Below are 12,888 nucleotides of genomic sequence, written 5' to 3' on the forward strand. Positions count from 1 at the left end.
ATCAGTTTTTGATCTGAATATGTCTGGCTCCGCAAACCGCTCAAGACATCCATATGCGCTTAGACAAGAGCATCCATGCCCTTGTAAATTTGCGCCACCAGACATATTCAGATGTTTTCCGGTTGGTATAAGAAACAAATAAACAGAAAACAGAAGGACATGATTATATGCAACAAATACAATCATGTCCTGTCAGATGTGCTGCCGTGATGAAGTTTCTTATACCACTTTCAACAAAGGCGCTTTCTGCTGTGCTGGTGTGACGGTCACTGCAACTGACTTCGATGTCGGCGTATCGCTGGCATCCCCTTTACTTTCAAGCGGAATCAGGACATTCGCTTCAGGGAAATAGGCAGCAATATTGCCTTTTGGAATATGGTAAGGAATCACTTTGAATCCGGAAATCTTACGTTCAGTCTGATCCGGCCAGATGGATTCGAGATCCACTTTATCACCCACACTCAGCCCCATCGATTCAATATCTTCTGCGTTCATGAAGACGACTTCCCGCTCACCGAAAATACCCCGATAACGATCATCATAACCATAGACAGTCGTGTTGTACTGATCGTGCGAGCGCATGGTCTGTAAGACAAACACTTCCTGTTGTTGAGGCACGTGCGCCTGTGCATCAAAAGGGAAAAGACTTTCCGGCAACGCATTTGCTTTCATTTGTGCCTTACCGGACGGTGTCTGCCAGTTCAGTGCTCTGGCACTATTTCCCAGATAAAATCCTCCGGAAGCATTCAGCCGCTGTTCAAACTGCTCAAATCCCGGAATCATTTGTTCGATCAGTTGCCGGATTTTGTCATAATCATCCGCCAGAGACTGCCAGTTCACCGGGTTATCTTCCCCCAGCGTTGCTTTGGCAATTCCCGCCAGAATCGCAACTTCTGATCGCATCTGTTTGCTCCCCGGATTCACCTGCCCGGAGGATGCATGGACCATAGAAAAAGAGTCTTCGACCGTCACCCGTTGTTCACCGGTGACCTGCCTGTCAATATCGGTTCGCCCCAGACAGGGAAGAATCAGTGACACTTTACCGGGATTCACATGTGTCCGGTTCAGTTTGGTGGCAATATGCACCGTCAGTTCACACTGCGCCATGGCCGACGCAACTTGTGGTGTATCCGGCGCCGCTGCAACCAGGTTACCACCCAGCCCGATAAATACTTTACTTTCTCCCCGCCGCATCGCCTGAAGTGCCTCTTGCACATTATGACCATGAGCCGCCGGCGGCTGAAAACCAAACACCCGCTCAACACTATCAAGTAAGGCTTGTGGCGGCTTGTCATTAATCCCGACGGTGCGATCACCCTGCACATTGGAATGCCCGCGCACCGGGCATAACCCAGCCCCCGGTTGACCGACCTGCCCGAACAGCAGCTGTAAATTCACCAGTTCCTGAATGGTGGCAACTGAATGTTTGTGCTGCGTCACACCCATGGCCCAGGTCACAATCCGCCGGCTGGCATGCTGATAAATATCCGCCGCACGGGTAATTTCATCCTGCGATAATCCGGACTGTTCCAGAATGTCAGACCATGGCGTCGTTTCCACTAACGTCAGATACTCTTCCAGTCCCTGCGTGTGCTCAGAAATGAATTCAAGGTCAAATAAGGCTTCCCCGTGATTCATTGCAGTCTGATGACGTGCCAAGAGTATTTTAACCATCCCACGCACTGCGGCCATATCACCACCCAGCTTCGGCATGAAATAATCGCTGGTTGTCGGGGTTGAACCGTTACTGAGCATTTCAAGGGGACGCTGAGGGTTGGTAAAGCGCTCAAGCCCGCGCTCTTTCAGGTTATTAAACGCCACGACCCGCGCTCCCCGGCGGTAAGCAGAGCTCAGTGTTTCCAGCATTCGCGGATGATTCGTTCCGGGGTTCTGACCGAAAAGAAATATCGCATCTGCCTCTTCAAAATCATCAATCGTCACGGTGCCTTTACCAATACCAATGGTATGTGACAGCGCCTGACTGGTGGCTTCATGACACATGTTGGAGCAATCCGGGAAATTATTGGTACCAAAACGCCGGGCCAGTAACTGATAGACAAATGCGGCTTCATTGCTGGCACGGCCAGAGGTATAAAACTCGGCCTGATTCGGATCAGATAACGCATTCAGATGTCTGGCAACCAGCGTAAATGCGTCCTCCCAGCTGATGGGTTCATAATGATCGGTGTCGGGGTTATAACAGACCGGCTCAGCCAGACGTCCCTGATATTCGAGGAAATAATCACTCTGTTTATTCAGCCAGCTGACGGTGTATTCTGCAAAAAAATCACGATCAACAAGACGGGAGGTTGCTTCCCAGTTCACCGCTTTAGCGCCGTTCTCGCAAAAACGAAACCGGCCGGAAACATGTTTCTCTCCCCAGGCACAACCGGGACAGTCAAAACCATCATTCTGGTTGGTTCTGAGCAGGTTACTGATATTTTTTGCCACATTCTGACTTTTAAACAAATGCTGAGTAGTTGCTTTCAATGCGCCCCAGCCACCGGCTGAACCTGAATACTCTTTATAACTCATCGTTTGTTCTCTCCCTTCTGATAAGACTGAAAATCAACGGGGGATAAGTTTGATCAGTCCGGTTGATCAGTCCTGCAAATAACAGCTACAAGGCTCACAGACAATGACAGACCAGCCACCGGACAGTTATTATGTTAAGCTTTATCGTGATCCGGGCCTGAGAAACCCATTTGTCCGGCACGCACAAACCTGATTTCAGCAGACAGACATGTTGTTCGAAACCAGAGATGAACCGGAATAAGACAATTATCCCTCGTAAATATAAGGTCAAATTACACAAGACATTGATTAACGTCAATGAAACCTCTGTATATAAAACAATAAGTAAACTGTGTCATTTTTATGAAGTTAGGCGCATTTAAATGCGGATATCGACACTTTTATAACTTTTCTCTTCCAAAAATGATAATAACATCATAATGAAATCATATTTCCCATATATGAAACGGAAAATTTATGGCATGTCGCATGCTGCCTGTCTCTTCCGCAACTTGCATCGTCTGCCCTCATCAGCTTTTTGATTCGATCACAAAAAAGAGGCCGGAAAATTCCGGCCTCCTGCTTATCAGGGTCAACAGACCCTGGCGAAATGGTGTTCTTCTGTTTTAAAAACGGCGCTGAGGTAATTCATCTTTGGTCAGATAGCCATCACCATTGCTGTCAAGGCGATCAAAATCCCGTTGCAGCGGTCCTCTGACTTCGGTGGCAGAAAGCTGATCATCACCATCTGTATCCATCAGGGTAAACGGATCCTGATTCCCACCGGAGTGAGGTCGGTGAGAGTGATGCTGAGACTGTCCACCCTGCGGGCGACCCGGACGGTGTGACTGGGCGTTTCCTGCACTGCTGGTTTCTTCACCGGTCAGCGTGTATTCCACCTGATTGCGTGCAACAACTTCCGGCTGGGCAATAAATGTTGTGGCATTATCACTGACGCAGCGTACATAATTATCGACCCGGACGGCATCCCCCTGCGGGCCATGCCCCTGTGGATATGAAATCCCGTTATCCTGCTTCGGATCACTACGCTGTGCGCCTGCGCCATGAACATCGATCCAGTCTCCGTGCATGTACCCCATTGCCCGGCCGAAAGCGACATAAGCGGCTTTCTTCGCATTATGCAGATTTTTGTGGGTCGTGCTGCTCCAGTATGCCGGGAAGTCGGTTTCCCCCGCTTCATTGGTGATCGAAGTCACTGTAAACAAACTGTCGATCGCAGCGCTGTTGGTGGTATCCGGTGACCGGGTATAATCCACAATGGATTGCAACTCTTTTGCATTCGGTAAACGCCATCTGTCTGTCCCGGCAAGTGACAGGTCTTCACAGTAAGATAATGCCGCAGACCAGTCCATACCAGTCCCGCTATCTGCCTGCTGCCAGACCAGCCCGGTCGCGCTGTCTGTAACCGTACCGTTGCCGTTATCAGTCAGCTGATTCAGCCCGTAGTCACTGTTGCCCCGCACGGCCAGTACATAAAAAGCTTTCCCGCTGCCATGACGACCGGTCATGCCATAGCCTTTGATCCGGCCATCAATAAAATTCACCCCAAAGACGGTTTCACTGCCGTGCATAGTCGTCGAAACATATTTGGTACTGCTGACATACTGCGCATCAATCAGTCGTTCTCCGGCGGTGGTATCCCCGGAATGGAAACCGAAGAATTCATGGTCAATAAAAGGCCGGATTGAATAAGTTCCGCTATTGCTGAGACCACTTGGATCTTCTCCATCGAACAAAATCAGTGAATAGAGCGTTTTGATATCCGGCAGGCGCCAGTCACTGTAGCCACCGAGTTCCAGGCTGGCTGTGTAACTCACCGCCTGATCATAGGTCATTTTATCGGCTGCGGTAATTTCACCATCACCATTGGTATCAATCGACTGTCCCCACATCAGCCCGGTCACATTATCTGTGACTGTCCCGTCACCATTGAGGGTATAATCCGGCGCGGAACCCTGATACTGAGCGTCCTGCCCAAAGCCGGTTTCTCCGCTGACCGGGCAGGTTTCGATCGTGTCTGACGTATCAAAACAACGGGTCTGATTGGTATCAACCAGCGGGTAAGTCAGGCTGGTATCGGCGATGCTGGTGCAGGATACGGCCATTCCGGCAACTGCCAGTGCCTGAAGAATGGCTGAGACGGAAAATTTTCCCGGTTGAGTCATTTTGTTCATTGCTGATTCTCCTGTGGGTCTGAAGCATGCTTCACTGTAAGGTTTCAGGGGATGTTGCCCTAATCCGATGTTTTAAATATGGATGACAAATGTGGAGTGAATGTGGAGGAAAAAAGGAGAATAAAGAGTTAGAAGCAAATTATGATGTGGGGCTCCCGATCCACACAACCTGGCAATGCAGGCTGTGTGGGTATACATCAGGAATCCGCGGATCCCGTTGGTTTGGAAGCGTCGTCATCCGGGGAATCATTTCTGGTTTTGATCGCCCGGAACCATTCCGAAGATTCCCGGTGAAACAGCATGGCAACGGCGGCAATTTGTCCGGCGGTTTGTAACACGCCCAGAATCCCGGAAAGCGGATGATCCGACAATGACTGAATCAAAGGCATAATGGCAAACGGCAGGCCCGGAATAAACAGGATCAGAAATACAATTCTTGCCCAGTGCTTTCCCCGGCCAATCATAAAAACAACCAGGCCAACAATCGCAATTGATATTGCCTGAATGGCCAGTACAGCGCTGAGTGGCATCTGACCATCCAGCCACTCAGGCTCCAGTATAAGCCGGATAACACCGAGCAAAATCGTCAGATACAGCAGTTTGACTGCCACAGAAACTTTTGATGGTTGTGCAAATTGATTGGTATTTGACATCAGTTATCCCTTTTCGGTTCAGGGCGATAATCTATCAGCCAGCGCGATCACTTTCATGCAGTGAGCCAAAATATGTGATGTCGGGATGTCAGAAAATAAACGGCCCTTTCTCCCGGTTGTGGCTGAATCAGCACAACATCCGGGGGAAAGGGCCGTCACATCGATCATGACAGGCGGTTAATCAAAGCACTTCGCTATCGGTGTGCCATAATGGCGGTACTGACCGCCATCAAAAATTTCCGGATCGACACCTTCCTGAAACAGCACAATGATGTCGGAACCACCAAACAGGAAGTACCCAAACTCATCACCTTTTTCCAGAATGTTGCCGGTCTGAGCGGTCATATTCACCGAGGAAACCTGTGCCATGCCAACCGGAATAACCGCCACCAGCCCGATATCACCACATGGTGACTGGCTGGTATCCAGAATGACGATACCGCGGGCCTGATTAAATTCATAGCCGCCTTCAGAGTTATCCGGCGCATCAAACTGGCCGTCATCAATATTCACCTGAAGATAATTCAGCCCCTGTACAGCCCGGCACTCTTTCAGTAATCCTGCGACCGGAGTATGAAAGCGGTGATAAGAATAAGGACCAAGGAAATAGTGCACCATTTTGCCATTGGCGAAACAGTCCCCGTACGGACTGCCGTCTAACAAATCCTGAATACTGGCATATTTGTGGGTCAGCTTCACCCGGATTTCAGGCACTGTGGAGCTGGCTGAAATGTTATATTGAGCCCGGAAAGTACAATCTGCCGGGCTGACAATTACCGTGTTGTCTGAGGGGCTGGAAACCGGACGCAATCCCGGATTGAGTTCACGGGCAAAAAACTGATTAAACGTCAGCCAGCCACTGGGATTATTTGGCCGGCCATCGATCATGGAATCCTGTACCCGATACTGCGGAGAATCTTCAAGAAAGCTTTTCAAAGCCACATCATTGAAAGATTCTGTGGTATTCAGAAAGGCACCCCAGTCATTTGAATAATCAATCAGCCACCGGCTGAACCAGGGATCATTTTGTACTCTCTTCTCCTCCGGCCCGACCGGCTGGTCAATCAGATAGTAAAAATGGCACAGATGATCGTACACTTCCTGCTGTTCATCCGTACCGGGTTCTGTCCATGCGGGATTCGTGCTCTGATGCGGCACCCACCGGCTGAATTCCCACGCATAATTCACATAGTCCTGCCAGCTTTCCGGCCAGAACAACGCTTCAAACAGTATCGGACTCAACTGACGTCTGGCGTGGCTATGTGCAGCAATGAGAGATTCTTCCAGCATCGCGCGCAGCAGTGTATCTTCACTGAGTTTGGTATAGAGTACTTCAACCGCATCCGGCACCCACATTTCCTTGTCGAGTGTGGCTTTAAAACTGACGTGATGATTCATAAATGACTCCTTATGATTGAGCTTTCTTTACTTTTAAGTTTCTTTTTTTCAGAACATCAGTGCTCCTCTATATATGAAAAAGAATGAGCACTACATTCAGCATAGCTTAGAAAAAACAGATCATTTCGTCAGTATCATCACCGTATCATTTTACTCAATAAGCATGGATTAATTCTCTCCTGCAGAAACTTTCAGCAGCAGGCCTTCACCGTCATTCAGGCGTCAGGAAACGCTAACAACCTGGCATTGTCTTCCACCAGTCCGGCGACAAAACCGGCGACAGCCCTGACGCGCCGGGCATGGCTCAAATCGGTATGCATCACCAGATAAATATCCTGTTCTACCGCAGGCAGATGCTCCAGACAGACCAGCCCGGCCTGCCGGGCCACAATATGCGGTAACACCGCCAGTCCGACCCCGGACCGGCACGCTGCAACCTGAGTCGCCACAGCACTGGTGGTTAAGACAGGGGCGACGGTTTTCAGGTGTTGAGCCAGCCAGCGGGCCGCAGGTAAATCATGATAAGACTCACTCCAGCCGATAAACCGCGATTCTGAATACGCTGATTGCCCGGTCGCTTTCCGGCCCTGCGGTCTGTCATCACCGGCAATACCTGCATAAATACCGTAGCCGAGTTTACCTATCCGCCGGAAGGACACATTGCCCTGAGTGGGCCGAACCATGCGCAATGCCAGGTCGGCATCATGGCGGTGAAGGTTACTGGTACGGACATCAGTCACCAGGTCCAGTGTCAAAGACGGATACCGGCTCAGAAAATCCGGCAGCTTCGGAATAATCAGGGTTGTCGCCATATTTTCCGCCGTTGCCAGACGCACGTGCCCCTGAATTTCATTTTGTACCTCCGCCTGTGAGCAGAATGCAAACATCGCTGTCTCCATCTGCTCTGCACTTTCCAGCAATGCCATGCCTTCTTCTGTCAGCTGATAGCCGGTTTGTGCACGGACAAACAGAGGTGTATTCAACGCTTTTTCCAGCCGCTCGATTCGTCGTGATAATGTCGCGATGCCTAATGCCAGATTCTGAGCGGCACGGGTCAGCGTTCCTGCCCGCGCCAGTGCCAGAAAAACCCTTGCGTCATCCCAGTTTAGCTGTGTCATAAATCCCCGGTTATGATTTCCGTTTTTGAAAAATGGTTTGCCATATCAGTCTAAATATTCCGATTGTGGAATATGACATACTTCCTTTCGTTCAGCAATTCATCAGAATATCAAAACACTGGAGCTTAATATGCAATCAGAACGTTATCAGGCCGGCTGGGAAAAACTGGCAGAAGTCGATGGGACACAGGGCGAAAAAGTGATTGAAGCCCTTCAGGATATCGCACCGGATTTCGCCCGGATGGTGATTGAATTTTCGTTCGGTGAGATCTACAAGCGTGAGGCGCTCGATCTGAAAACCCGCGAAATAGCAACCATTGCCGCACTGGCAGCACTGGGCAATGCCACGCCTCAGCTGAAAGTGCATATTCATGGCGCACTGAATACCGGAAGCACGCCGCAGGAGATTGTAGAAGTCATGATGCAAATGGCAGTCTATGCCGGATTTCCCGCCGCACTGAACGGCTTATTCGCCGCCAAAGAAGTCTTTCGGGAACTGGGGATTGATCCACTGTCAGCACCAATGCCTGCACATCCGGACAGTCATCATCAATCAACACTCACACCCGGTTATTATGTGACCGCAGAAATCAGAATGAAAGATCCGAACCGGGCAGATGCGGCTAAAGCGGCACTCATCAGGCTTTGCGAGCAGACCCGCAAAGAAGAAGCCGGATGCACCCTGTTTGAGCTGCATACCTGCCCGGACGATCCGGTAAAACTCATCCTGTGGGAGCGATTTAACAGTGAAGCTGATTTTCATCTTCACCATCAGGCACCTCACACACTGGCATATTTAGCACAGGATTTTACCGAAATTGTTCAGATTCATGTTTCTGATGTGCTGAATTAACACGGAGATAATTACAGGACTATACCCAAACAACCTGAAGATGCAGGGTTCAGGTCGCTTGGGTATAGATTCATAACAATCATACAGACAGCAGTTTGAAAAGCGGGCCTTAATAAAATCGGGAGAATAAAGGCCCGTTATCTGCAGGGTCTGCGCTGTAATCAAAGAATGCACAAAACTTTATTACTACATCGACAGATCCCAAGACTTAAACCCGGTTAATATTCACTAAATAGGGTTTGCCTTCCAGCGGCTGGAAGATTTCGACGACAGCTTCCCACATACATTCTTCCGGTCCGGGCAGTCTGGCATTACATTTGTAGCGGTAATTTGTACCGGCAACAACCTGAGTCGCGACTTCATATGGGTCATAAATCACGCCGACAAAGCCTGCCATCGCTTCATCAAACACAGCCCGGTCTTCTGGTGTTAATTTGCGGTATTTCGTCCAGCCACCTGCGATTGTATCTACAGACATAAAAGCCTCCTGAAGTTTTCAGTGTCAGATATCCCATCAGATATCCGGTCAGCAGAAAGGTACCGCAACGCCAATTGTTCAATTTTTGTCCTCTCTGCCATTACAGCGTATGAAGGCTTTGGGGTTTACACAACATTCGTTGCTATTCATTCAGCCTCATAATGAAAAAATGTGATATGTGTACTGAAAACTATCTTTTATTGACTATCTCCCGGGTATACCGGTGCTGATATAAAGTGCGCTGTCAGTCGCCGGGTAGACAAGCTGTATCACGATCAGGTCAGGCCACTATCATGGGGAATCAATCTCATATACCCAAACAACCTGAAGATGCATGATTCAGGTTGCTTGGGTATATCTTTTTTGCTCAGATGCCAGACTTCACATTTTCATACTCAGGCAACATATTGTTTTCACAATAAAAAACATCAAAAATGCAATTAAGCGCTTATAGCCAACAATATACCACCCTCAATAAAAATAAATAAAATCAATAGTTTAAACTTCATGAATCACTTTACAATAACCAGAATCGCTGTAAGATCATCCCCTATTTTCTCTTTGTGTGGTTGTAATCCTATGTTTGCATTTTACGAATCGTACAAAGCGGGACTCCTTCATCCTTCCCACTGGCTACAAAATATCAGCGCTGGAATCATTGTGGGTGTGGTCGCTTTACCACTGGCCATGGCATTTGCTATTGCTTCCGGAGTGAAACCTGAACAGGGACTTTATACCGCGATTACCGCCGGTATCCTTGTGTCTCTGTTTGGTGGCTCCCGGATTCAGATCGCGGGTCCGACCGGGGCTTTTATCGTCTTACTTTCAGGCATTGTTCATCAATACGGCATTACCGGGCTGCAAATAGCAACCATGATGGCAGGTGTGATTCTGTTTTTATTCGGACTGTTGAAACTGGGCAGCGTGATCCGGTTTATTCCGGCTCCCGTGATTATTGGCTTTACCAGCGGTATCGGGATCATCATCTGGGTTGGGCAATGGCAGGAATTCTTTGGTTTGCCGGCGGTCAGCGGTGAACATTTTCATCAAAAATTAATTGCGCTGATTCATGCTTTTCCTCATATCAGCTGGCAAACAACCGGTCTGGCACTTTTCTCTTTAGCTATTTTGATTTTTTTACCGAAAATCCCCAGGATTTCAAAGATTCCGGCGCCCTTAATGGCACTAATCGCTGCAACGTCCCTGCATTACTTTGCCGGACTGAATAATGTACGAACCATAGGCACGGCATTTGGCGGCATTCCGGACGGATTACCTGATTTTGCTTTCCCTCCCGTAAGCTTTTCATCCATCGTCTCTCTTATTGGCCCGGCATTTGCGATAGCCATGCTGGGAGCCATTGAGTCGTTGCTGTCTGCCGTCGTTGCAGATGGTATGGCCGGCACCCGGCATAACTCGAATCAGGAACTGATCGGTCAGGGGTTAGCCAACCTGATTTCTCCCCTGTTTGGCGGCATTGCAGCCACCGGCGCCATTGCCCGGACAGCCACCAATATCCGCAATGGCGGTAACAGCCCCTTATCCGGTATTGTGCATGCCCTGACTTTAGTCTGCATTTTGCTATTACTTGCGCCGCTGGCAACCCACATACCACTGGCAACCCTGAGTGCAATTTTGTTTGTGGTCGCGTGGAATATGAGCGAAGTCAGACATTTCATAAAACTCATCAAACGGGCACCGCTTGCTGATGTCAGTATTTTGCTGATTACCTTTACTTTAACGGTCTTCACCGATCTGGTCGTTGCCGTCAATGTCGGCGTCATCATATCCGTGCTTCATTTTGTCAGACGCATGGCTTCCAGTGTGGAAGTCAAAGCCAGTACGAGCCATGATCTGTCTGCTGACCTCCGGGAATCCGGGCAAAAACAGTTACCGAAAGAAATTGCCATTTATGCGCTGGAAGGGCCGTTTTTCTTCGCAGCAGCCGACTCTTTTGACAAGGTGATGAGCAGTATTCAGGATATTCCGGAAATATTGATAATCCGGCTAAAGTGGGTGCCGTTTATGGATATTACCGGCCTGCAGGCATTGGAAGATATGATTCTGAGTTTCCGGCAAAAGGGTGTCCGGATTATGATTTCAGGCGCAAATTCGCGGGTTGACTATAAGTTACGGCGGGCCGGGATCATTGAGTTAATCGGCAAGGCGCATTACTTTGAGGAATTCACCCCGGCATTTCAGTATGCTTTAACACAATATTCAAAACACGAAGATTATGTAACTGTGCCTCAATGCGTATAACAAGCTAATGTGTAGCGTAATCAACTGATGTGTAACAAACTGACAGGTAACACCCCGTGTCAGTCAACCGGGCCTTAATGGCCCGGCTTGTTTTGTTCCGTATTCAGTCTTGAATACTCCCGTTCAGCCCATCCATTTTATGCAAAATGAATATTTGCGGCAGTATCATGTTGGTATCACCTGATTCAGGAGCAATGCAGTTATTCTTCAATCGTTTTTTCTCCACATTTTTCACAAATCACATGCCGGGTAAACTCATCCATTGACGCGCAAAAAGCACCCGCCACACTTCCTTTAAGGAAACCAGAAAGAAACTCTTTCCGGCTTTGATTCTTATCCCCTTCAAAAGGACTTTTGTTTCTGACCAGAACAACAATATGTGTTGTTTCTTCACCACATTGATTACAGAAATGAACTTCAGTTGTTGTTGCAGACATATGCTTACCTTTTTATTGATAACAATCAGGCGATAGGACATTTGGGTATAACAGTAAATCCCTCACAAATTCTGGATGTGTCTATCACCACACAAAGCAAAATTGTGTAACAAACGGTAAATAGCTTTCTGATAATTAACCTGATAACACACCTCTGCAGAGAGGACAAGTCCTGAAACGGCAATCCGGTCAGATGTTGAGCAAATCAATGCAATAAACAGCGGTGAAGTCATATACCCAAGCAACCAGAAATTGCATGATTCAGCTCACGCCCTGCGGGTGAGTTTGTCAGGCTATGAAGACTGCATCTTCTGGTTGTCTGGGTATATTGCATTTCTGACAGAGCGCAAGACTGCTCAGGATGTTTCATCCAGATTCAACCGCATTTCCAGTACATGGGGATGAAAACCGGCTTTTTCGTAAGCGCGGATAGCATGGTCTTTATCGGTATACACTTCCAGATACAAATGATGAATCCCCCGACTTCTGCTCCATTCTTTCAGGATATTGATTATTTTTTGATTCATTCCCTGTCCCCGGTGATGTTCTGCAACATACATAAATCCCAGATAGGTATGAGAATCATGTTCATACCACTGTTCTGACCGGCAGATTTTTGCATAGCCTGTTGCAATAATTTCATCATTCTCTTCAGCCACCATGACCACAGCATCAGTACTGGTGATCAGTGATTCCAAATCATAATACAGAGCATTCTTTGCTTTCAGCAGCGGATCAACCGGACGTTCAGTTTCAATAATATATTGTTCTATCGCTAATAATGCGGGGAGGTCATTCAGGCTGGCTTCACGATAATGCAATCACTTATCCTCTTTCTTATTCTTTATCCGTTTCTGTACCGATACATCGGTGCATCTTTCATCGGGCTATCATATACCCAAACAACCTGAAGATGGAGGTTGTCTGGGGATAAATAAAACAGCCACATAAATAAAACCTGCCAAAACCTGTATAAAAAA

General features: G+C 48.2%; 10 protein-coding genes and 1 pseudogene. 3 read left to right on the forward strand and 8 right to left on the reverse strand.

Annotated features, from left to right (window positions below; all coding sequences use genetic code 11):
• Positions 1-219: 219 nt before the first annotated feature.
• From OC443_RS23800 to OC443_RS23820, 5 genes are all read right to left on the reverse strand, one after another.
• The gene (locus OC443_RS23800) at positions 220-2,535 is read right to left on the reverse strand and encodes an FdhF/YdeP family oxidoreductase (RefSeq protein ID WP_073584105.1); all 2,316 of its coding nucleotides are present in this window, start codon (positions 2,533-2,535) and stop codon (positions 220-222) included.
• Positions 2,536-3,140: 605 nt separating this feature from the next.
• Complete coding sequence (locus OC443_RS23805) at positions 3,141-4,709, reverse strand: Lcl domain-containing protein (RefSeq protein ID WP_234976413.1); 1,569 nt, start codon at positions 4,707-4,709, stop codon at positions 3,141-3,143.
• Between the two features lie 197 nt (positions 4,710-4,906).
• Positions 4,907-5,362, reverse strand: a complete 456-nt coding sequence (locus OC443_RS23810; protein ID WP_073584107.1) for a hypothetical protein — start codon at positions 5,360-5,362, stop codon at positions 4,907-4,909.
• 177 nt (positions 5,363-5,539) lie between these two features.
• On the reverse strand, positions 5,540-6,760 hold the full coding sequence (locus tag OC443_RS23815) for a phosphatidylserine decarboxylase (protein WP_200796942.1): 1,221 nt from the start codon (positions 6,758-6,760) through the stop codon (positions 5,540-5,542).
• A 215-nt stretch (positions 6,761-6,975) separates the two neighbouring features.
• Complete coding sequence (locus OC443_RS23820; protein WP_073584109.1) at positions 6,976-7,878, reverse strand: LysR family transcriptional regulator; 903 nt, start codon at positions 7,876-7,878, stop codon at positions 6,976-6,978.
• 130 nt (positions 7,879-8,008) lie between these two features.
• Here OC443_RS23820 and OC443_RS23825 point away from each other — a divergent pair.
• Both OC443_RS23825 and OC443_RS23830 read left to right on the forward strand, forming a co-directional pair.
• A pseudogene (locus tag OC443_RS23825) lies at positions 8,009-8,380 on the forward strand (carboxymuconolactone decarboxylase family protein); the annotation flags it as partial.
• A 21-nt stretch (positions 8,381-8,401) separates the two neighbouring features.
• Complete coding sequence (locus OC443_RS23830; protein WP_262021791.1) at positions 8,402-8,731, forward strand: putative quinol monooxygenase; 330 nt, start codon at positions 8,402-8,404, stop codon at positions 8,729-8,731.
• 208 nt (positions 8,732-8,939) lie between these two features.
• On the opposite strand, the gene OC443_RS23835 is transcribed toward OC443_RS23830, so the two are convergent.
• Positions 8,940-9,209, reverse strand: a complete 270-nt coding sequence (locus OC443_RS23835) for a hypothetical protein (protein ID WP_073584111.1) — start codon at positions 9,207-9,209, stop codon at positions 8,940-8,942.
• A 579-nt stretch (positions 9,210-9,788) separates the two neighbouring features.
• On the opposite strand from OC443_RS23835, the gene OC443_RS23840 reads away from it, so the two are divergent.
• Positions 9,789-11,471: a SulP family inorganic anion transporter gene (locus tag OC443_RS23840; protein WP_073584113.1), complete on the forward strand. Its 1,683-nt coding sequence runs from the start codon at positions 9,789-9,791 to the stop codon at positions 11,469-11,471.
• A gap of 200 nt (positions 11,472-11,671) precedes the next feature.
• Here OC443_RS23840 and OC443_RS23845 read toward each other — a convergent pair whose 3' ends face one another.
• Positions 11,672-11,908 (reverse strand): hypothetical protein, encoded by a 237-nt coding sequence (locus tag OC443_RS23845; protein WP_073584115.1) that lies wholly within the window; start codon positions 11,906-11,908, stop codon positions 11,672-11,674.
• A gap of 356 nt (positions 11,909-12,264) precedes the next feature.
• A complete protein-coding gene (locus tag OC443_RS23850) occupies positions 12,265-12,729 on the reverse strand; it encodes a GNAT family N-acetyltransferase (RefSeq protein WP_073584117.1) in 465 nt (154 codons plus the stop codon).
• Positions 12,730-12,888 lie beyond the last annotated feature (159 nt).

The sequence above is a fragment of the Vibrio quintilis genome (genome assembly GCF_024529975.1).
Lineage (GTDB): Bacteria > Pseudomonadota > Gammaproteobacteria > Enterobacterales > Vibrionaceae > Vibrio > Vibrio quintilis.

Coding starts and splice junctions, on each gene's coding strand:
- OC443_RS23805 (WP_234976413.1), bottom strand. CDS start 4,709: ATGAACAAAATGACTCAACCGGGAAAATTTTCCGTCTCAGCCATTCTT.
- OC443_RS23840 (WP_073584113.1), top strand. CDS start 9,789: ATGTTTGCATTTTACGAATCGTACAAAGCGGGACTCCTTCATCCTTCC.
- OC443_RS23815 (WP_200796942.1), bottom strand. CDS start 6,760: ATGAATCATCACGTCAGTTTTAAAGCCACACTCGACAAGGAAATGTGG.
- OC443_RS23830 (WP_262021791.1), top strand. CDS start 8,402: ATGCCTGCACATCCGGACAGTCATCATCAATCAACACTCACACCCGGT.
- OC443_RS23800 (WP_073584105.1), bottom strand. CDS start 2,535: ATGAGTTATAAAGAGTATTCAGGTTCAGCCGGTGGCTGGGGCGCATTG.
- OC443_RS23845 (WP_073584115.1), bottom strand. CDS start 11,908: ATGTCTGCAACAACAACTGAAGTTCATTTCTGTAATCAATGTGGTGAA.
- OC443_RS23820 (WP_073584109.1), bottom strand. CDS start 7,878: ATGACACAGCTAAACTGGGATGACGCAAGGGTTTTTCTGGCACTGGCG.
- OC443_RS23810 (WP_073584107.1), bottom strand. CDS start 5,362: ATGTCAAATACCAATCAATTTGCACAACCATCAAAAGTTTCTGTGGCA.
- OC443_RS23835 (WP_073584111.1), bottom strand. CDS start 9,209: ATGTCTGTAGATACAATCGCAGGTGGCTGGACGAAATACCGCAAATTA.